This window comes from Aeromonas rivipollensis (genome assembly GCF_010974825.1).
Taxonomy (GTDB): Bacteria; Pseudomonadota; Gammaproteobacteria; order Enterobacterales; family Aeromonadaceae; genus Aeromonas; species Aeromonas rivipollensis.
The window spans coordinates 1-20860 of the sequence record NZ_JAAILA010000008.1; the positions used below are offsets into that span (position 1 = coordinate 1).

16 protein-coding genes and 2 tRNA genes are annotated in these 20860 nt (G+C 63.6%); 9 read left to right on the top strand and 9 right to left on the bottom strand.

The genetic code is table 11. The features are described 5' to 3' along the window. Nucleotides 1-68: 68 nt before the first annotated feature. On the bottom strand, nucleotides 69-914 hold the full coding sequence (locus G4923_RS05255; protein WP_106887356.1) for an endonuclease/exonuclease/phosphatase family protein: 846 nt from the start codon (nucleotides 912-914) through the stop codon (nucleotides 69-71). 111 nt (nucleotides 915-1025) lie between these two features. Here G4923_RS05255 and G4923_RS05260 point away from each other — a divergent pair, with 111 nt between their 5' ends. Then, nucleotides 1026-1250, top strand: coding sequence for a hypothetical protein (locus tag G4923_RS05260; RefSeq protein ID WP_025326386.1), 225 nt, complete (start codon nucleotides 1026-1028; stop codon nucleotides 1248-1250). A gap of 6 nt (nucleotides 1251-1256) precedes the next feature. On the opposite strand, the gene yciA is transcribed toward G4923_RS05260, so the two are convergent. The 5 genes from yciA to G4923_RS05285 form a co-directional block, all read right to left on the bottom strand. Beyond that, complete coding sequence (yciA, locus tag G4923_RS05265; protein ID WP_005325590.1) at nucleotides 1257-1655, bottom strand: acyl-CoA thioester hydrolase YciA; 399 nt, start codon at nucleotides 1653-1655, stop codon at nucleotides 1257-1259. Between the two features lie 142 nt (nucleotides 1656-1797). Continuing rightward, nucleotides 1798-2613: an NAD-dependent epimerase/dehydratase family protein gene (locus tag G4923_RS05270; protein WP_163135905.1), complete on the bottom strand. Its 816-nt coding sequence runs from the start codon at nucleotides 2611-2613 to the stop codon at nucleotides 1798-1800. Nucleotides 2614-2859: 246 nt separating this feature from the next. Further along, the gene (locus G4923_RS05275) at nucleotides 2860-3858 is read right to left on the bottom strand and encodes a LacI family DNA-binding transcriptional regulator (protein WP_106887359.1); all 999 of its coding nucleotides are present in this window, start codon (nucleotides 3856-3858) and stop codon (nucleotides 2860-2862) included. Between the two features lie 177 nt (nucleotides 3859-4035). After that, nucleotides 4036-5952 (bottom strand): transglycosylase SLT domain-containing protein, encoded by a 1917-nt coding sequence (locus G4923_RS05280; protein ID WP_163135907.1) that lies wholly within the window; start codon nucleotides 5950-5952, stop codon nucleotides 4036-4038. 86 nt (nucleotides 5953-6038) lie between these two features. Continuing rightward, complete coding sequence (locus G4923_RS05285; RefSeq protein ID WP_163135908.1) at nucleotides 6039-8555, bottom strand: putative bifunctional diguanylate cyclase/phosphodiesterase; 2517 nt, start codon at nucleotides 8553-8555, stop codon at nucleotides 6039-6041. 390 nt (nucleotides 8556-8945) lie between these two features. On the opposite strand from G4923_RS05285, the gene hpf reads away from it, so the two are divergent. Further along, entirely contained in the window at nucleotides 8946-9284 is a 339-nt protein-coding gene (hpf, locus tag G4923_RS05290; protein WP_005325604.1) for a ribosome hibernation-promoting factor, HPF/YfiA family, read from the top strand. A gap of 75 nt (nucleotides 9285-9359) precedes the next feature. Here hpf and G4923_RS05295 read toward each other — a convergent pair whose 3' ends face one another. Further along, complete coding sequence (locus G4923_RS05295; RefSeq protein WP_163135911.1) at nucleotides 9360-9869, bottom strand: VC2046/SO_2500 family protein; 510 nt, start codon at nucleotides 9867-9869, stop codon at nucleotides 9360-9362. A gap of 126 nt (nucleotides 9870-9995) precedes the next feature. Here G4923_RS05295 and G4923_RS05300 point away from each other — a divergent pair. Together G4923_RS05300 and G4923_RS05305 are read left to right on the top strand one after the other, a co-directional pair. Then, nucleotides 9996-10080, top strand: a tRNA-Tyr gene (locus G4923_RS05300). A gap of 30 nt (nucleotides 10081-10110) precedes the next feature. After that, nucleotides 10111-10195, top strand: a tRNA-Tyr gene (locus G4923_RS05305). Between the two features lie 122 nt (nucleotides 10196-10317). On the opposite strand, the gene tamB is transcribed toward G4923_RS05305, so the two are convergent. Both tamB and tamA read right to left on the bottom strand, forming a co-directional pair. Continuing rightward, nucleotides 10318-14097 carry an autotransporter assembly complex protein TamB gene (gene tamB, locus G4923_RS05310; protein ID WP_163135913.1) on the bottom strand — a complete coding sequence of 1260 codons (3780 nt, stop codon included), beginning with the start codon at nucleotides 14095-14097 and terminating at the stop codon, nucleotides 10318-10320. Between the two features lie 76 nt (nucleotides 14098-14173). Continuing rightward, nucleotides 14174-15949 carry an autotransporter assembly complex protein TamA gene (gene tamA, locus G4923_RS05315; protein ID WP_106887362.1) on the bottom strand — a complete coding sequence of 592 codons (1776 nt, stop codon included), beginning with the start codon at nucleotides 15947-15949 and terminating at the stop codon, nucleotides 14174-14176. Nucleotides 15950-16478: 529 nt separating this feature from the next. On the opposite strand from tamA, the gene G4923_RS05320 reads away from it, so the two are divergent. The 5 genes from G4923_RS05320 (at nucleotide 16479) to G4923_RS05340 (ending at nucleotide 20846) form a co-directional block, all read left to right on the top strand. After that, entirely contained in the window at nucleotides 16479-16853 is a 375-nt protein-coding gene (locus G4923_RS05320) for a hypothetical protein (RefSeq protein ID WP_025326375.1), read from the top strand. 79 nt (nucleotides 16854-16932) lie between these two features. After that, nucleotides 16933-17211, top strand: a complete 279-nt coding sequence (locus G4923_RS05325) for a peptidylprolyl isomerase (RefSeq protein WP_005325619.1) — start codon at nucleotides 16933-16935, stop codon at nucleotides 17209-17211. Between the two features lie 203 nt (nucleotides 17212-17414). Next, on the top strand, nucleotides 17415-18125 hold the full coding sequence (locus G4923_RS05330; RefSeq protein WP_163135916.1) for a DUF1499 domain-containing protein: 711 nt from the start codon (nucleotides 17415-17417) through the stop codon (nucleotides 18123-18125). Beyond that, entirely contained in the window at nucleotides 18115-18696 is a 582-nt protein-coding gene (locus G4923_RS05335) for a carboxymuconolactone decarboxylase family protein (RefSeq protein WP_163135918.1), read from the top strand. Before G4923_RS05330 ends, G4923_RS05335 begins: the two co-directional genes overlap by 11 nt. Then, nucleotides 18693-20846 carry an FAD-dependent oxidoreductase gene (locus G4923_RS05340; RefSeq protein WP_163135920.1) on the top strand — a complete coding sequence of 718 codons (2154 nt, stop codon included), beginning with the start codon at nucleotides 18693-18695 and terminating at the stop codon, nucleotides 20844-20846. The genes G4923_RS05335 and G4923_RS05340 overlap by 4 nt, the downstream gene beginning before the upstream one ends. Nucleotides 20847-20860 lie beyond the last annotated feature (14 nt).

Consider the following 20860-nt stretch of genomic DNA (forward strand, 5'->3'; position numbering starts at 1 on the left):
AACTGGGACAGCGCCAAAAAAATACCCCGCGAATGCGGGGTATTTTTTTACCTGCAATCCATCAAACCTCAGGGGGTGATGGCCTGGGCCGCGAACCGCGCCATGATGGGATTGTGATCCGAGGCATCGGTGGCCGGTGAGCTCACCTCCACCAGGTCCAGGTTGCGGTAGTAGAGGTGATCCAGCGGACGGCCAAAGGCGGTACGGCGCAAGTCGGGCACAGGGATGGCCTCCTGCAGGCCAAGCTCGCCGACCAGCTTGTTCAGCCAGAACTCGCGCTTGTCGCTCCAGGTGTTGAAGTCTCCCCCCAGGATGACCGGGCCCTGATGACGATGGATCAAGGCGGTCAGATCGTTGAGCTGCTCGCGGAAGGTGGCCATCCCCAGCTCGAAGTTGACCGCATGCAGGTTGACCACCAGCACGCCGTCAGGATCCCCCTGCAAGGGGTAGAGGCTCACCAGACCGGACTTGGGGATGCGCAGCAGCGGCTCGGGGGAGCGCACGCCACAGACGAAGGCCTGCGGCGTCTTGGCCACCGTCATGACACCGAAGGAGACACCGCCCTGGGTGAACGCCTGCAACTGCTGCCACTGGAAGTCGCCGGCACGCAGCCATTGCAGCATCTCGGGCCGGGTCGCCGACTCCTGCAGCAACACCAGATCCTGGGACTTGGCATATTCGTCCAGCCCTTCGCGCCAGTTCTTGCGCTGCCCCTTGTAGAGATTCCAGACGGTGATGCCAAACTCGCGGGGCAAGGCGGTGGTGGCCAGCGCCACCAGGGGGGGCTTCTGGCAATCGACGCCGGGCACTATGCCCGCCGCCGTGACCAGGTGATCCTGATCCGGTACCTCGAAACAGCCAACCAGTCCCAGCGTCAGCAGGGAAGTCCCCAGAATCCGATAACTATTTTTCATTGGCTAACAATCACCTGCCTCTGCAAGGCGCCATGATCCTCACAGAGGTCATGGACGCCGACTAGTCTCATTATTCGTGTCCGGCCCGACTCATCCATGAGGGATCCCGCAATGGCGAGACAGCACCAGTACCGCGTGACATTTTATGATCAACAAGGAACCTGTCATCAAGTGGAGCTTTCCACCGTCTATCAGATCAGACGGGATCCCCAGTGCGATCTCTGCCTGTTCGACACGGATCAGTGCGTCGGTTCGGAAGAGATGCTGGAACGCATGATACGGCAAAAAACCGGGCTTGAGCAGGAAATATCCATCATCAACGCCCGGCTCATCTGAGCAGATTCAGACCGGAACGGGACGGGATTTGCCCTGATCGTCGATGGCCACGTAGGTAAAGACCCCTTCCGTCACGCAGTAACGCTGGGCTTCATTCTCCCGCAGCACCGGCTTGACCCAGACCTCCAGCTTGAGGCGCATGGAGCTGCGCCCGACCTTCAGGCAGCGACCATAGCAACACACCACGTCGCCCACCTTGACCGGACTGTGGAAGGTCATGCCCTCCACCGAGACGGTACAGATGCGTCCTTTTGCCAGCTCCTTGGCCATGATGCCCCCACCTATATCCATCTGGGACATGATCCACCCCCCGAAGATATCGCCATTGGGGTTGGTATCGGCTGGCATCGCCAGGGTTCTCAGCAACAGCTCCCCATCGGGATGACGCTTTGTCTCTTCCATCATTACCGCTCTCTCTATATGGATGGCGGCATGATAGGGGGCGATCCCGCCCTTGGCAAACCTCAATTGCCGAGCGAACCCGCGCCGCACGGGGCTCCCGTGCCCAACCCCATGCAAAGAAGACCAGGTTGAAGCCCATTCTGACTCAGCCTTGCAAGGTGGCCTGCTCGGCAAACCAGTGGGCCGGATCCGGCCAGCGGTAGACGAAACCCAGTCGCTGGCAGATGCGTTGTCCCTCTATGGGTGCAAAGACGCCGGCGGGCTCGATGAACTGCGGGGGCGCCAGCCCGAGCAGACGGCTCGCGAAGGGATAGAGCTGCTCCCTGCGCGGATGTACCGGGGCGCTCAGGTTATAGGCGTCTCCCTCCCGCCCCGCCGCCAGCATCAGCTGGCAGGCTGCCACCACGTCGTCCAGATGCACCAGGTTCACCGCCTGCCCTCCCCCCGCCAGCGTCTTGCCCGCGAGGAAGCGCCCGGGATGCCTGTCCGGGCCGTAGAGGCCGGCCGGGCGCAGCACCATGGCGCAGGCGAAGCCGCCCTCCTGGACCGCCCGCTCTGCCGCTCGCATCCGCTCTCCCCTGGCGCTGGCCGGGTGCGGGATCTCATCCTCCCCCTGCCCGGGCGCCCACACCGAGGTCGCGCTGATAAAGAGCACCTTGCCAACCCCTGCCTCCCTGGCCAGCTGGCACAACCGCGCCACCGACGCCGGGTAGTCCTCGGTCTTGCTGGGGGGCACACAGATCACCAGATCGCGGCAACGAAAGGGCAGCGGGCCCGTCATGTCAGGGGCCAGCAGGAGCGGCCAGGCCGCAATGCCCCCGTCACACAACCGGGTGGCCTTCTCAAGGGAGCTGACCGTCACGGCGACGGACTGACCCTGCGCCTGCAACGCTCTGGCCAGGGGCAATCCCAGCCAACCTGCTCCCACTATTCCCGTCTGATATTCATTTTCGGTCGTCATTGGCAAAATCCTGACAAAAAAAAACGGCCATCCATGATGACCGTCGAAAGTAACGAAGGAAATAGCCGGATGAACCGGTTACCTCCCACAGCGGGAAAATCGGGAGCGCACGCTCCTAATTCGTGGGCCTATCCTAGTGGCAGCGCGGTCAAAAAGCTTTGAAGCGGATCACAGTTGAAAAGGATTTCTGAAAGCGCTTTCACTGTTTGACAAAAAAGCTGGCCCGCTTGGGGCCAACCTCATGGCTCAGGCCACGGACTCCCGACGCACCAGTTCAGCTTCAAACTTGAGCGCCAGCCCCTCTACCGGCTTGTGATCCAGCAGTCGCAAGGCGAGCTCCGCGGCCCGCTCCCCCATCTCCTCGATGGGATAACGCACAGTGGTGAGCTTGGGATAGATGTAACGGGCATAGGGTATGTCATCAAAACCGACCACCGAAACCTGTTGCGGGATCTTGTAGCCCCGCTCCAGCAGGCAGGAGATGGCCCCCGCCACCATGGCATCGTTGAAGCCCAGCACGGCCGTGAAGGGAACGCCGCGCTCCAGCAGCTCGCTCATGGCCACATAACCCCCCTTCTCGTCGGCAAAGGCGCGACCGATGAGGGCGGGATCCAGCTCTATGCCGGCCCGTTGCAGGGCAAAGCGATAGCCGGCCATCCGCTGCTGGCCATCGACGAACTCCTCGTCATCCGAGGTGATGAAGGCGATCCGGCTGTGCCCTGCGTCCAGCAGGTGCTGACAGGCCGTGGTGATGCCCGCCTGGTTGTCGAGCCAGACGCAGCGCTCCTCGCAACCCGGCACCTGACGATTGATGAAGACGATGGGGGTGGATCCCGACGCCAGCTCGCTCAGCTCCTCGTCCGGCAGCGCCTTGCTGTGCAGGATCAGGGCGTCACACTGGCGTTGCAGCAGCGCCTGGATGGCGTGACGCTCCCGGGCCGCGTCGTGGTTGCCGGAGACCACTATGGTGAACTTGTTCGCCTTGTCGACCATGCTCTCGATGCCACGCATCATCTGGGCGAAGAAGGGGCCACCACAGAGATCCCCAACCAGGACACCGATGCAGTTGGAACGCTTGCTGACCAGGGCCTGGGCGAAGCTGTTTGGACGAAAACTCAGCTCCTTCATGGCCGCGAGCACGGCCTCGCGCTTCTCGGGTGCAACCTGCGCCGTGTTATTGATGACTCGCGACACCGTCGAAATGGACACATTCGCCAGCTGAGATACGTCTTTGATCGTTGCCACTCTCAATTCCTTTGTTGGGGAAGCCTGTCTGTGTTGATCGGGCATTATATCGAACCAGTCAGACCAAGACGCGGCGCCCGATCACCTGACAGGTTTCCTTTTGTAACAAAGCTTAAGGGATGATAACCATTCTGAGGCAAGAATGGGAGGCAGTCGCTGACGCGACTGCCTCTGTCCTCAATAGGCGTGATTGAGCTCGCGTTCCGACATGAAACGCAGAGGCTGCTGCAGCTTGTGCTGGTAGATGAGATCGAAGGAGAGCACGTTCTGGACGTAGTTGCGCGTCTCTCTATAGGGGATGCTCTCCACCCAGACATCCATCGGCTTGTTGGTGCTCTGATCCCGCCAGCGCTTGACCCTGCCAGGCCCCGCATTGTAGGCCGCCGCCGCCAGGATCCGGTTGCCGTCATAGACGTCCAGCAGCCGCTTGAGGTAGGCGCTGCCGAGGCGGATGTTCATGGTGGGATCGAACAGCTGCTGCTCATTGCGATAGGGTACACCTAGCTTGGCGGCCGTCTCCTTGGCAGTCGCCGGCATCAGCTGCATCAGGCCACGCGCCCCGACCGGCGACTGCGCCAGCGGATAGAGGGCGCTCTCCTGACGGGAGATGGCGTAGAGCAGGCTGGTGTTCATGGTGCGCTCCTGCGCCATCTGGGAGAAGGTGCGCTTGAGGGGCAAGGGGAAGCGCAAGTCGATCGCATCCCAGGCCTCGGCCCGGATGCTGGAGAGGATCGCCAGCTCGTGCCAACCCTGGTTGAGGGCGATATGACCAAACTCCAGGCGCTGGGCCACAGGATTGCGATCCATGTTGTGGATCCACTCAGAGCGCGCCGCCGTGATCTCGTTCATCGCCAGCAGCTCGCGTACCCGCACCAGGAAAGGCCAGCGGCTGCTGGCGGTACGCCAGTCCGGCACCTTGTGCCCCACGCTCTGGTTCTTGATGCGATAGGGCACCCCGGTGCGCTGCGCCGCCATGAAGCCATAGAAGCCGCGCAGGTTGGCAGTCTCGAGATAGAGCTCCCGCGCCGGTTTTTGCCGGCCCTGCACCTCCAGGGAACGCGCCAGCCAGTAGCGCCAGCGATCCTCCTTCTGCAGTGCCATGGGCATCCGCTTGACCCAGCCTTCGAGGCCGCGCCAATCCTGCTCCCAGATGGCGAGGCGTGCCCGCAGCTCCACCAGCTCGGCATCCTTCATCCGCACCAGGGTCGCATCCAGCCAGTTGCGCTGGGCGAGGGATCTGTCAAGCAGCAGGCGGCGGGCGGCGGCACGCTCCACCCGAGCGACTTCGGCCTGGTTCAGGCCGAAGCGACGCTTCATCTCCCCCAGCTGACGCAGGGCGGGCTCGGGTTGCTCGTTGGCATAGCGGGCCAGCCCGAGGGAGAGCAGCTGTCTCGACGGCGGCGCCGTCGAGAAGGAGGCCGGGTTCATCGCCCTGGCCGGTTGATCAAACAGGGCTATCATCTGATCCCCATAGGGTTTCAGACTGCCCCCCAGCTGGGCGCCGAGGTGGCGGATGAGATTGGGGTTCTGCGCCTCGAAGGCCTGGTTCATCCGCTGCCAGATCTTATCCTGGGTGCGCAGACCCGCCTTCTGCCAGAGCTGGAACAGGGGATCGCAGGCATCTGGCCTGGACTGGCCAGTCAGCCAGAGCTTGCCCGCTTCCTGCAGGGCCTCGCTCTTGTGGCCTGTGTAATAGCGGGCCTGGTAGTGCATGCAGAGCAGATCGGTGGAGTTCGGCTTGGCCGGGTAGAAGCGCAGGAACTGGGACCACTGCTGGCTCTGGGCCAGGTAGGTGAGGTAGCTACGCTCCAGACGGTTGGACTGGGGGGTATCCCCGTGCTGGCGGATGAAGCGGGTCACGTCGTTGTAATCTGCCGCCCCGGGCCGGAACGCCAGCTGGTAGTAATCCAGATAGGGCAGCAGCGGATAATGGTTCAGGCGGGCGCGGATCTGCTGGAAACGCTCCTGATCATTGGCACGCACGGCGTCATAACCCTCACGATAGAGGGACTGCTCCATGGTTTGCGCAAAGACGGGTGCCACAAGCCCTGGCACGCACAGCGCCGAAAAGATGATTCCCTGCACGGCTTTCACGAAAGGCATTCTCCCTTAAGAAGAGGCATAACCACCGCCCGCTGGCGGTGGTGAGATACCTTCATTCTACCCGTTAAAGATGGGCGCTACGCCACACTATTTTTGTCGGCAGGGGCGGCGCGATCATGGCGGGTCAGGCGGCTGATGTAGCGCTCCAGATAGGGCACGGGCAGCGGCTTGGAGGCGAGATAGCCCTGGAAGAAATGACAGCCCTGCGCCTGCAGGAATTCCAGCTGCTGGCGGGACTCTACCCCCTCGGCCGTCACGTTGAATCCCATGTGACGGGCCATGGCGATCACCGCCTCCACTATGGCCATGTTGTCGCCATCCTTGGGGATGTCCTGGATGAAGGATCTGTCGATCTTGAGCTCATCGGCGGGCAGCCGCTTGAGGTAGCTCAGGGAGGAGTAGCCTGCGCCGAAATCGTCGATGGCGAAGCTGATGCCAAGGGTCTTGAGCTCGGCCATCTTGCTGATGGTGTCTTCCGCATGACCGAGCACCACGGACTCGGTTATCTCCAGGTTCAGGCAGGAGGGATCCATGCCGGTGGCGGCCAGCACATCGTGAATGCGATCGACGAAATCGTGGGCATGGAACTGCTTGGCACTGACGTTGACCGACAGCTGGGGCACGTGGATCCCGTTCTCCTCCCAGGAGACATATTGGGTGCAGGCCTCATGCAATACCCAGTTGCCGATATCGACAATGAGATCCGTCTCCTCGGCGATGGGGATGAACTCGGCGGGAGAGACCAGCGCCCGGCCCGGAGGCTGCCAGCGGATCAGCGCCTCCACCCCTATGATGTCTCCCCCTTCGACCATGTGCTGGGGTTGATAGTGGAGGGTCAGCTCCTGATTGTTGAGGGCGCTGCGCAGCTCGTTGTGAATGAGCAGACGCCTGTCCGCCTGCAACTGCATGGAGGCATCGAAGAAACGCCGGGTCTTGCGGCCCGCCGACTTGGCCTGATACATGGCGGTGTCGGCCTGCTTGAGCAGATCCCCGGCCTCCTGCTCCCTTCCGGGGAAGAGCGTGATGCCGACGCTGGCACCGATGTGCAGCACCTGGCCCCCGTGACTGTAAGGGGCGGCAATCTCACCGATGAGCCGCTCGGCGATGAGATCGGCCTGCATCTCCGCCTGGGGCGGGCTGATGGAGAGACCGGGCAGCAGCAACACAAACTCGTCGCCGCCGAGCCGGGCCAGACAATCCCCCTGCCGCACCAGCCGCTTGAGGCGGTTGGCCACCTCCTTGAGCAACCAGTCGCCGGTGGCATGACCGAGGGAGTCGTTGATGGTCTTGAAGTGATCGAGGTCGATGAACAGCAAAGCGCCGATCAGGTGCTCGCGGCTCGCCTCGCTGAATGCCTGGGCCAGGGTCTCGTGGAGCTGGCGGCGATTGGGCAAACCGGTCAGCTCGTCGTAATAGGCGAGATCCTGGATGCGGCGCTCCGCCGCCTTACGCTCGGAGATGTCCTCGAAGAAGATGACGTAGTGGCTGATGCCCCCCTTGTCATCCTGCACCGGCGTGACGATTTCCCACTGGGGATAGACATGGCCGTCGGCGTGCAGACGCAGGGTCTCACCCTGCCAGCGATCCAGGGCGTTGAGCTCATAGCCGAGCCCCCCGAGCCCGGACCAGAGGTCGTTGCCAAGGTGCTGGCCTATCACCCCCTGGCTGTCGAAGCCGGTGATCTGGCTAAAGGCATAGTTGACCCTCAGGATCTTGAAGTCGGGATCCGTGATGATGATGCCTTCGTGCGTCTCGAACGCCACCGCAGACAGGCGCATCAGGGCGTCGCTCTGCAGGCGCTCCAGCTCGGCCACCATGCGCACCGAGAAGATGGTCAGCACGGATCCCAGATCGGCAGTCTGGGTCTGGTTCGGGAACAACAGGGCGAGATGGCCCAGGATCTGGCCACTGCGATCCAGCAGGGGCTGGGCATAGTAGTGCTGGCCCGGGGGCAGGCAGGTACAGCCGGTCAGGGGTTCGCTGATGGGGGTCGCACTGGCGGCGCCCCGATAGAGCTGCTGGCAAGGCATGTCTGCCAGGGCGTACTCCTTGAAGTCGATGCCGTGGCTCGCCAGCACCCTGAGCCGGTCAAGGCCCACCCGCTCCGTCAGCCAGACAGCGTTGGCCCCCAGGATATGGGCCAGCTCGTTGACCAGGGTATGGCAGAAATCGAGGCCCGTTCTCGCGGAGAGCGCCTGCGCCAGCTGGGCCAGCAAGGGGGCTTGCAGCAGGGGAAGCGGCGGGGCCAGACTGGCGGGCGGCTCGACGCGGCTAGCGGCGTTGTGAGCCATCTCCAGGGGCGCCAGCCAGCCGCAGCAGAGCTGCTGGGCCGGCACATATTGGCCGTACCAGAGCACGTGATGCACTGTGCCTGCCTCATCGCAGAGGTGACCGATGAACTGGCCGGGCTGGCCCGAATGGTGGAGTCTTGCGAGAAAATCGGCGAAACCGGACTCATCTTCTGGCGCCAGTTGGCTGGCCCAGGGATGAGCCCCTTCCCCTTGCCAGGGCTGGCAAGAGAGATGATCAGACAGACTCCACTGCTCATGCTGCCGATCATAAAACCACATCATCTGGGTGGCTTGTTGCTTCATTTACGACTCCAACACTACAACCACGTTATCCACCCCGACACATGCAGAAAAGCATATCCGTTTGTGCGCATATCTCCACCGGCGCATGGCAATCCTTTTGCGATGCGATAAACGATGTGGGTAGAGAAAATGCGAGACTGAGCGGTGAAAACCAGACATCGGGTCGACACAAGGCGCTGCCAAGGGGGGACAGAAACGATCCTATTCGCGCATACTGCCTGCCCGTTTCGCTGAGCTCAAGCGGTTTTTGGCATGAAACGGGAAAAGCTCACAATTTAGGGATTGCCGGATCACCAAGGGGATATTTTGTGATACGGATCACATTTCTATCCGGCCACATGGGTAATCTGAGGGTGAAGACACAAGCAAGACGACCCGAAGGGGGCCAATATGAAAATCGAAATGACCAGTAAAATCATCGACATTACCCCAGCCATCCGCGAGCGCATTGAATCCCGTTTTGAAAAGCTCGAGCGTCTTCAGGTGCCTCTTATCACACCCCATGTGATCATCTCCAAAGAGCGTTTGATGTATATCGTCGAAGCCACCGCCGGCATTCCCAACGGCAAGTTGTTTGCGCAGGCAGAGCACGAGGATCTGTATGCCGCCATCACGGATCTGGGCCAGAAGCTGGAGCGTCAGCTCAATCGCCATATCGAGAAACCCCTCGCCCGCCGCGCGGCTGTCGTAGGCAAGGACGTTCCCGAGGTGGACGAAGCCGACGCCTGATCCCGGTTATCCTATCCATTGCGCAAAAAGGCGGGTCATCCCGCCTTTTTGCATCTTCTCCCTGCGCCTCTGGCATTAGGCCAGCCAGCGCAAGCGAGCATCCACCCCTCGCGTCAAATCCTCCAGCAACGGCAGCATCAGCAAGGGATCCTCCCCTCTGGGCTGGGAGGCCAGCTTGCCCTGCCAGCGTTCGCGCCCGAGCGCCGACAGGTTGTCATACACGGCGGGATCCAGCGCCGGTGTCCGATTGACCAGCGCAGGGGATCGCAGCGCCAGCCAGAGCCGCACATCGGCCATACAGCCCCCCTGCTGCAACCGCTCGTTGAGTGCCCAGGCGTCGGCGTCCCCCGGCTCGCCCTCCAAGGCAGCCTGAGGCATCAAACCGAAGCGACTGCGCCATGCCTGCGCTTGCGGCGCCGCCGCCGGGGCGGCCCCAAACCAGGGTTGTTCCTCGACCGCGTCGGTCAGCAGCGCCAGGTGCAGCCTGAAGTCGGCCCTGTCCCCCTGGCGGAGATCCTGGTTGAGCCGCTGGCCCAACTGGGCTTCATCGACGAGCAGGCGATCACGAATAGCACTGGGCAGCATGGGATAAATCTTGGAAATGAGGGTTTCATTGTTTATCGGCCGTCAACCCAATCCTTTAAGCATTAAAAATCCCAGCCAAGGGGTTCACAAGCGCGACAGATCTGTTAGTATGCGGCTCGCACTTGGGGAGGGGTTCCCGAGCGGCCAAAGGGATCAGACTGTAAATCTGACGGCTCTGCCTTCGAAGGTTCGAATCCTTCTCCCTCCACCATTCAAGTGCAACAATCAGGTCATGCCCCGTGGAGGGGTTCCCGAGCGGCCAAAGGGATCAGACTGTAAATCTGACGGCTCTGCCTTCGAAGGTTCGAATCCTTCTCCCTCCACCATCATTCAGAAAACCCGGCCTCGCGCCGGGTTTTTGCTTTTCCTGGCCATCTCGCTCCCGCCCCGCCAGACAGCACCATGAAAAACGGGAGGCCAAGTCCTCCCGTTTTCGTGCTCATCCCCTTCACAGGGTGAAGCGATAGAAGATGTCTACCGCCTGGGCCACCCCGCTCATGGCCTGCAGATAGAGTCTGGGCATCAGCTCGTAGCGCAGCTTGAACTCGGCGATGGGGCTGAACACCCCGACCCCGTACTGGAACTGCAGGCCGGGCAGCAGGTAGGCCGACAGGGTCACCTGGGTGTCGTCGCCGCTCCCTGCGGTGTCGAGTGCCACATCGCTCATGCCAAGGGACTCCCCGATACTGGAGACAACGCCACTCGCCTGACTCACCGCCCCCGCCACCAGCAGGCCGTTGAAGCCGCCATCCTCGCCACTGGTCTGCAGCCCCTTGCCACGCAGCAGATAAGAGAGCTGCTCGGACTGCGCCATCTGCGGCTCGGAATAGACGGTGATCTTCGGCTTGGCCGCCGGCCCCGTCACCCGGACCCCGACGGTGACGTTGTCCTCTATGGTGTCGGGATCCCGGTAAGTCTCTATGTTGAGATAGGGCTGGTCGATGGGGCCGGAGAAGAGGATCCGCCCCTCCTTGATGATGAGGTTCTGACCGTAGGCCTTGAAGCGCCCATCCTTGAGCTCCAGCTGACCATTGCCCGACAGCGGCTTGGAGGGCTCCTGGCGAATGCCGAGCGCCCCCGTCACCTTGGTCTTGAGCCCCATGGCCTCCAGCCGGACATCGTCACCGAGCCGGATGGCGAGCTTGATCTCCATCGGCAGGGGCGCCGTCTTGGGCACGGGCGGCAGATCGTCATAGATGACGGTCACGTCATCGGAGACCGCCACCGCACTCTCCGGCAATGTCTTGACCAGGATCCGCGACCAGGGGATGTCCACCTGACCGCTCACCCTGGTCTCCTCTCCCAGGGAGATGGCGATGTCAGGTGTCACCCTGACCCGACCCATGCCCGGGTACTGGGCTTCCAGATCCTTGCCCTGGATGGTGAGGCTGCCGGTCACCGGCAGCTTGGCCCAGCTCAGCCATCCCCCCAGCGCGAGCGGCCCCTTGCCCACCAGCATGGAGCCGTCGAGTTCGGCCCGGTTGCCGTTTATCTTGAGGCGGGTCACCAGCTTGGAGAGCGTCACCATGTCGGAGTGGGTCTGCACCTCCCCCTCCAGCAGGTTCAGCTCACCGTACAGCAGGGGCGCGGCCAGGGTGCCATCGAAGCGGGCATCCGCCGAGATGAAGCCCTGCAGGGAGCGCACCTCCGGGATCAGGGGGGCAAAGGTCGCCAGCTTGAGGTCGTCAAACTTGAGCTGCCCCGACAGCAGGCCAGGGCCCGCAGGCTCCTTTATCAGCAGATCTGTGTCTATGTTGCCTATCTGCCTGGAGGCGAAATCGAGCCGGATGGCGGCCTGCTGGCGTTCGAAATCGACCCCGAGCTCCAGGCGCTGGTACTCGGTCTTGATCTCGTCGGCCACCAATGTACCCGGCGTGGTGCTCACCCTGGCATGCAGGGTCGGCTGATTGCCGCGCCAGCTGGCGCGGCCGTCGGCCGACAGCACCGCCTGCCAGCGGAAGTTGTCCGGCAGCCAGGGGCGCAGCCGCTTGAGATCGAATTCGTTCAGGGCAAACTCCAGGCTACCCTGGGCGGCGGAGACCTGGCTGCCCTTGACGCAGAGGCTGGCCCCCTGGGAACCCAGACAGAGATCCCCCATGGTCAGCTGCTGTCTGGGCAAGTCCAGATCCAGGGACCAGGGTGCGGCCAGCGTCCAGCGTTTGAACGGGGTCTTGACCTTGAGCTCAGAGAGGGCGCCGCGCCAACGATCCCCGCGCAGGCTGCCATTCAGGCTCAGATCGGCGGCCACCGGATCCCCCTTCATGGTCAAGGTGAGCCCGTGGCGATCGAGATCGCCGCTCAGGTTCAGGGCTATCTGGGAGAGCGTCGTCGTCCCCTGCACCAGGCTCGCCACCGTCAGGGCCAGCTCGCCGGCCGGCTTGTCCCCCACCAGGGCGTTGCCCTTGATGACAGTCTCCTTCAGCACGGTTCCGGCATAGGAGAGGCGGCTCGAGACCAGATCCGCATTCACCCTCGGCGCCTGCTGGCTGCCGCTAAGACGCACCTGCCCTTTAAGGTCGCCGCCAAGGCCGGGGTAGATGCCGCCAAGCTTGGGGGCATCTATCTGCGCATCCAGCTTCCAGGCCTGGGCGGTGAGCGCCCCCTTGGCCTGCAACTGGTTGGGGCCGCTTTGCAGCGCCAGGGCCGGGATGGTCCACTCCATCTTGTCGTTGCCGCTGAGGGCGCCTTTGAGCGCCAAGGGATACTGGTTGAGCTTGCCCTCGACCCTGAGCTCCGGCAGCGCCAGCTGCCAATGGCCCGCCTCGTCAAGCTCGAAGCGGCTGGTTATCTTGCCCGCCAGCTTGCCCTTGATCTCGGGCACCAGCTCGGCCGGGTTGATCTCCTTGAACTCTGTGGTCCCCTGCCACTGGACGCCCTTGCGCCACGCCAGCTTGCCATCGAGCTTGAGCTCCCCCTTCAGGGCACCCAACAGCAGCTCGACACGGCTCAGTTGGCCGAGATCCCCCTTGCCCGAGAGCGCCAGCTTGAAGGGGGGCAGATCCGTGCCCTTGCCGGCGGTCTTGAGTGCGAACTGATAGCCCGAGAGCTTGCCCTTGGCGCTCAGGCTGCCCTTGTCAAGCCGGTAGCTGGGTTCGTCTTTGGCTGCTTTGTGCAGCGGCCAGCCGAGGCTCTTCCAGTCCAGCGCCAGATCGAAGGGCAAGTCGGGATCCAGCGTCGCCAGCGTCCCCTTGAGATTGGCGCTCACCGGCCCCTTGGCCTTGAGCAACAGCCCCAGCTTGCCCACAGAGCCATCCAGGGTCAGATTCGCCTGCTCCCCCTTGAGCTCACCGTCAAGCAACCCCTTGCGCGCCTTGGCCTCCAGGGTCAGGGCGAGGGGATAATCCGAGGTCAGAGTGACATGGCCCTTGAGCGCCAGATCCGCCATGGCGTGGCGCAAGGAGAGCTCCCGCACGTCGATGCGCGCATCCTGAGCGCGGGCAGACAGCAGCAACTTGTCGAGCCCCTCGATGAGCTCCCCCTGCTGATAGCGCACCCGGGTCGCCGCCAGCCCTTCCAGCTGGATGGGGAATGGCAGACGGATCTCGGGCAGCGCTATGGGGGCGGCCGCCTCTGGCTTCGCCTTGGCGGTCCTGGTCTCCTTGGGGGTATCGACTTTGGCCTTGGCTGCGCCCTGCGCCTTGGCCGTCTTGCTGGCGGCCGGCTTGGCTGCCTCGTCGGCAGGAGGGGCCTCGGCCAGGGTCACGTTCAGGCCATCGAGCACGGGCCCGCGCACTATGAGCCCCTTGCGATCCAGGGTGGCGCCTATCTCCAGATCCTTAAGGGTCACCCCCACCCCGGGGACGGCCAGATCCAGATCCGTCACCTTGAGGCTGTCCACCTGGATGCGCAGTGGCAACGGGCGCCAGACGAAGGGCTCGGTGGGCTCTTCTGGCACAGGCTCAGCGTCGGCGACCTTCACCACAGGGTGGGTGACCGTCAGGGATTTGATCCAGAGCTTGCCCTGCAGCAGCTTGCCGAGATCCCAGTCCAGCACGGCCCGCTCGACGGTGACATCCACCAGCTCGTCCTGCCAGCCGACCCCTTCCAGGGTCCAGCCATAGCCGAGCTGGCCCGCCACCAGTTCCCCCTTGAGAGAAGGCAGCGCCCCCCTGGCCTGCTGCCACAGCCACTTGTTGCCCTGATGGGTAAAGCCCAGCAGGCTGACACCGATGAGCAGCAGGAAGAAGAGCCCCATGAGCCACAAGAAAATACGCTTTACCCAGATCACAGCGCAGACCCCCGAGAAAGAGGCAGCCGCAGCGGCCAGGAGAGAGAACAAAGAGGATGAGTGGGTTCAAACCGGATCATAATTCAGGCCCCAGCGCGAAATGCAGCCGCAACGGCTTGTCCTCCTCGGAGATGGCCACCGCCAGATCCAGCCTGACCTGACCTATGGGCGTCACCCAGCGTACCCCGACCCCGGTGCCTATCTTCCAGGCCTCGCTGTAGTCGACTGTGGCCGTGCCTCCATCCACGAACAGGGCGCCGAGCCACTTGTCGCTGAAGCGGTAGTTGTACTCCAGGCTGCCCACGCTGGTGTAGCGCCCGCCGGTGAGCTTGCCATCCTCGTCCTTCGGCGAGACCGTCTCATAGCCGTAGCCACGTATGGTCTGATCGCCACCGGTGAAGAAACGCAGGGAGGGAGGCACCAGCGAGAAGTCATCCCCTATGATGGCCCCCTGCTCGACCCGCATCAGGAAGCGGTGATCCTCCCCCAGGGTGCGCAGCCACTTGCTGCGCCCCCACACCCGCATGAAGTTGATGTCCGATCCCCAGTAAGGGCTGGAGAATTCCGTCGTCAGTTGCTGACGATCCCCCCAGTCCGGCACCAGACCGCCGCGCACCCGCAACCGCGACCAGGAGACCCCGGGGATCAGCAGCAGACTGTTCCCCTCGTCGTTACCCTGCACGTAGCGCTCGTTCTCCAGCCGGATGAAGACGTCCCTGTCCCAGCTCTCCGGCCGCCGCTTCCAGCGGTGCACCCCCAGGGTGGCCAGATCGGAGCGGGTATCGTTGTTGTCTGTGTACTGGTAGCCGGCCTGCAGGGAGTAGTAGTCCCGCAGCGGGTTGCCGACCGGGATCTGGTAATCGAAACTGAGCTCCGCCTCCGGGGCCGAGACCTTGGCGGTGCTGGAGAGGCTGTGGCCATAGCGGTTGACCCAGGGCTTCTCCCAGGTGGCACTCAGACGCGGCCCCACGTCGGTGGCATAACCGATACCGGTTTCGATCTCGTGGTCGACCCGGTTCGAGAGGGTCACCTGCACCGGCACCCTATTGCCCTCGGCCTGGCTGATCATGGGTTTGATGTCCACCTGCTTGAACAGCTTGGTGGAGGAGACGTCCTGGGACATTTCGGCCAGCCGGATCGCCAGATAGGGGTCGCCACTCTTGATGTTGATGAGCGGCCGGATGAGGCGCAGGGCCTCCGGCGTCGCATCGTAGTGGATCTCGCCGAAGTGATAGCGGGGACCGGAGCGGAACAGGATATAGATCTCGGCCTTGCCCTGATCCGGGAAGACCTTCACCTGGCTCTTGCTGATCTTGGCGTCAAAGTAGCCCCGCGCCAGCCCCAGGCTGCCGAGATCCGCCTTGATGGACTCGTACTTGCCGTGGTTGAGGGGATCCCCCTCCTTCAGGGGCAGCTTGTCCAGCAGCTCGCTGTAGACCTCGTCGCTGCCCGCCTCCCCTTCCAGCAGGATATCGAGGCGCGAGATGAGCACTGGCTCCCCCCGCGCTATCTCGATCACCACCTTGGCGGGGGATTTCTTGTCGCGCTTGAGGGTTACCTTCGGCTGGTAGTAGCCATAGACCTGCAGGGCTTTTTGCACGCTCTCGGTGATCTTGGCGCGGGCGGGACGATACTGACGCTCCTGGTAGACCGGCAGGGCATTGAGGTAGGCCTCGACGTTATCCTTCTGCTCCCCCTTGATGCCCTTGATCTGATAGGTCAGCTTGGCCGCCATGGCGGGAGTCACCAGCAGCCACAGACAGAGGGCGAGCAGCAAGGTACCGAGCCCACGGCGACCGGTTCGCCCGGGTGAGCTGAACCCGGCAGGCAAAATAGGATGGCATCCTGTCAAACGTCAATTTCCCCGAATAACATAAGTAAAAAACTGTTCGATTTAGAATGATAATGGGGCTCACCCCAGGCGAGCGCGGCTCATCCTAGCATAACCGCAGTCGCGAAATCCCCCTCTCCCCCGGGGCTGGCGTCCTCTTCCGGGGCCGGCTTTCACTGGGGTCTGACAGGGAAAACAGCCCGCCAGCGGGGGAAAGTGCGCACTCTCCCGGCAAGGGGCGTACAAAAAAACGGCACTCAAGTCCGATGCCAGCGGTTCATTCCCGTCGCCGCCCGCGGCGCTGCAGTGCTCGCCACGCGACAGCCCCTGTCGGACGGCCCCGGACCTTGAGACCCCGAATGCCCTGGCAGGCTTGACATCATCGTCTGGGGCCCCCATTGCCATATCCTGCTATTGAACAGGAAAATAATTTTAAATCAACAACTTGAATAGGTGGCACTAAAGCTTCGTTCAATCCAATCGATTTATCCCGCTGCCACTGCTTCCTTCCCTGCCCCACACTGATGTCATCAATCGCAGGAGAGATCCCATGCCCTTACGTAGCGAACAACTGGCTGACTACATAGCCGACAGACTCGAATTCGTCACCTTCCTGGCCTGTTGCAGTGCCCTGCTGGCCCTGTTGACCGGCATGAACGGCCAGCAGGCCCTGGCCTTCACCGCCCTCAACCTGCCCTTCGGTCTCGCCCTGCTGCTGGGGCTGGCCATACTGGCGCCGCTGCCGGCCCACTGGCGCCTGCCCGGGATAGCCCTGCTGCTGGTCGGCGGCGCCCTGCTCACCCTGCAGCTCGGTGGCGACTGGCTCAATCCCCTGGCGATCTGGAGCCTCTACGCCCTGCTGGGACTGGAGATCCTGTGGCAGTCTCGCCCCAGGGCACGTCTGGCGACCCATACCCGCGGCTGATGTGCCGCCGGCGGGGCTGACGCGCGCGCCGAATTGGAGTACGCTTGCGCCCCCTTTACCCTCGCCGAGGAGCGTTCCGATGAAAAAAGCCTGTGCCCAGCACATCCTGGTCAAGACCGAGAAAGAGTGTCTCGAGATCAAGGAAAAACTCGCCAAGGGTGCCGACTTCGGCCAGATGGCCAAGCGCTTCTCCACCTGCGCCTCCGCCAAGCGCAGCGGCGATCTGGGGGAGTTCTCCAAGGGGGACATGGTCAAGTCCTTCGACGATGCCGTCTTCAAGGGGGAGCTGCTGACCGTGCTGGGGCCGGTGCGCACCAAGTTCGGCTTCCACCTCATCAAGGTGCTCTACCGCAACTGAGGGCCGGAGCCCTTACCCGTGTCCCCTCTGCCCTGACAAGGGCGCCCGCCGGCTCCCTGCCCGGCCGGGCCCTGGCCACCGCCCTGCAGCCCCTGCGTGCAGGGCGGCAAAAAGCGCCAAGATAAAGATAATTTACTAACGTTATCAGGTAATTAAGTTTATCCTTCTGGGCATTGCTCCATCATAACCAGTGGATCCTGCATATGCACAGCTATTTGTGGTGGCCCCTGCTGGCCTGGTTGCTACCCCTGGGGGGCGCCCTCGGCAGCCGGGCTCATCTCTGGCCCTGGTGGGTCGGTTTCGCCCTCTGCCTCGCGAGCGCCCTGATAAGCCTCTGGCTCCTGCTGCGCCTGCCCTGGCGCTACCGCAGCTCCCCCAGTCTGTGGGCTGATGCCTGGGGCATAGCCCCCCTGCTGCTGCCCCTGCTGTTTGTCATTCAGGCGCTGCGCTCGCCCCTCACCAACGACGTCAGCACGGATCCCCATCATCCGCCCCGTCTGCTGTGGGCAGAGCAGCTGAGGACGGCGCAGGATCTCCCCGTCAATGTCCCCCCCTTGCAAGTTTTTCCCGGCAACCCCGGTCCTCTCTATACCCACGCCTCCCCGGCCGAGGTGCTCGCCGAGGCGGAGGAGCTGATGACGGAGCTCGGCTGGCGGGTACGTCCGGGCCCGGACGGCCTCGATGCCGTGGTCACCACCGGCTGGTTCGGCTTTGAGGATGACGTGGCGCTGCGGGTCTTTACGGGCCCCAAGGAGACCCGGGTCGACATGCGCTCAGCCTCCCGCCAGGGGCGCAGCGATCTGGGGGTCAACCGGGGGCGGATCCTGAACTTCCTGAACCGGCTCAACGAACGGCTGGGGGGGGCCTACAAACCCAAGATGCAGAGACTCGACGAGGAACAACATGCGCATTGAGGTCAAGCCGGATCGGGAATATGCCTGGTTTATCCGCCCCTTTTTCTGGCTGCAGCAACGCAACTACGGTCAGGTGCTGATCCCGGGCAAGTGCTGGGGTCGATCGCCGCGCCTGTTTGCCGCCGTCGCTACCCTCTACGGCGTCATCAACCGCAAGCGCTCCCCCATAGACCCCGTGCTGCGCTCCCTGGTGACGGTGCGGGTCTCCCAGCTCAACTGGTGCCGCTTCTGCGTCGACATCAACGCCATGACCCTCATCAAGCGGGCGGGCTCCAGCGAGAAAGTGGAGGCGCTGGCCCAGTGGCGCACCAGCCCCTTGTTTGACGAGCGGGAGAAAGCAGTGCTCGACTACACCGAGGCCATGACGGGGCTGGATGGGGTGAGCGACGAGCAGGCCGCGCGACTCAAGCCCTGGTTCGATGACGATGCCCTGGTGGAGCTGACCGGCCTCATCGCCTTCCAGAACATGTCGGCCAAGTTCAATGCCGCCCTCGACATAGCCCCCCAGGGCTTCTGCCAGTTACCGGTACAGCCCGAGCGCCCGGCACCCTCCGACAGGGATGGCCAATGAGCCGGGGCCGCCTGCTGCTGTTGCTGGTGATGGGGTGCCTGGTCGGCGCCTTCTTCGCCCTGGATCTCGATGCCTACCTCAGCCTCTCCCGGTTGCAGGCACACCAGGAGCAAGCCTCGGCCTGGGTGCAGGCCCACTTCGGCCAGGCGGCCCTGCTGTTCACCCTCCTCTACGTGGTCACCACTGCCCTCTCCCTGCCCGGCGCCAGCCTGCTGACCCTGGGGGGCAGCGCCCTGTTCGGCGTCGGTTGGGGGCTACTGCTGGTCTCCTTTGCCAGCACCCTGGGCGCCACCCTGGCCTTTCTCAGCGCCCGCTTCCTGCTGCGCGACTGGGTGAGCCGCCGCTTTGGGGACAAGCTGGCCACCCTTGAGGCCGGCATGGCGAAGGATGGCGCCTTCTACCTGCTGAGCCTGCGCCTCATCCCCCTCTTCCCCTTCTTTCTGATCAACCTGCTGATGGGGCTCACCCCCATCAGAGTCAGTACCTACTACTGGGTCAGCCAGCTCGGCATGCTGCCGGGCACCTTCGTCTATGTGCTGGCGGGCAGCGAGCTCGCCAGCCTCACCAGCACGGGCAATATCCTCTCCCCCGGCCTGGTGGCGGCCCTGACCCTGCTCGGCCTGATGCCCTGGCTGATGCGAGGGCTGCAACGCCGGCTCGCCCTGCGCCGGTTGCACGCCCCCTATCGCAAACCGGCTAGCTTCGACTACAACCTGCTGGTGATAGGCGCCGGTGCCGGGGGCCTGGTCACCAGCTACATAGCCGCCGCGGTCAAGGCCAGGGTGGCCCTCATCGAGCAGCACAAGATGGGGGGAGATTGCCTCAACATCGGCTGCGTCCCCTCCAAGGCGCTGATCCGAAGCGCCCGCTTCGCCTTTGATCAGCGCAAGGCTGGCGAACTCGGCTTCAGCCCCAGCCAGTCCCGGGCCGATTTTGCCGCCGTGATGGAGCGGGTGGCGACGGTGATCAAGGAGGTCGAGCCCCACGACTCGGTTGAGCGCTATCAGGGGCTGGGGGTGGAGTGCATTCAGGGCCGGGCCCGCTTCGTCTCCCCCTGGGAGCTGGAGGTGGACGGCAGGCGCCTTAGCAGCCGTCACATCGTGATTGCCACCGGCGCCAGGCCCCTGGTGCCCAAGCTGCCGGGTCTTGAGCAGGTGCCCTACCTCACCTCGGACAGCCTCTGGCAACTGCGCGAACCTCCCCGCCACCTGCTGGTGCTCGGCGGCGGCCCCATCGGCTGCGAGCTGGCTCAAAGCCTTGCCCTGCTCGGCATTCCCGTCACCCTGGTGGAGCTGGCCGATCAGTTGCTGCCCCGGGAAGAGCGGGAGGTGGCCGAAGCGCTGGCCGAACAGATGGCCCGCGACGGCGTGCGGCTACTCACCGGCTGGCGGGCAGAGCGCGCCGACTATGAGCCCGCGGCCGAAGGCGCCCTGCCTATCCGGCTGCAACTGCGCCGGGGCGATGAGATGCAAGTGCTTGAGGGGGATCAGCTGCTGCTGGCCCTAGGCCGGGTGGCCAACGTGAGCGGCTTCGGGCTCGAAGAGCTGGGGGTGGAGCTGACCCCCCGTGGCACCGTCAAGGTCGACGGCTTCCTGGCTACCAACTACCCCAGCATACTGGCGGTGGGGGACGTAGCGGGCCCCTATCAGTTCACCCACTTCGCCGCCCATCAGGCCTGGTATGCCGCCGTCAACGCCCTCTTTGGCCAGTTCAGGCGCTTCAAGGCGGACTATCGCGTGATCCCGGCGGCCACCTACACCAGCCCCGAGATTGCCCGGGTCGGCCTCAATCGCAAGGAGGCCGAGGCGCAAGGCATTCCCTTCGAGGCGACCCGCTTCAATCTGGCCGAGCTGGATCGCGCCATCGCCGACGGCGAGCGCCACGGTTTTATCGAGGTGCTGACGGTGCCGGGCAAGGACAGGATCCTCGGCGCCACCATAGTGGGCGCTCACGCCGGCGAGCGGATCGCCGAGTTTGTGCTCGCCATGCGCCACCGTCTGGGGCTTGGCAAGATCCTTAGCACCATACACGCCTATCCCACCCTGATGGAGGGGAACAAGTATCTGGCCGGTGAGTGGAAGCGGGCCCACCAACCCACCCGCCTGTTGGCCCTGCTGGCCCGTTATCACAGTTGGCGCCGCGGCGCCTGAGCCCACGAGACCCT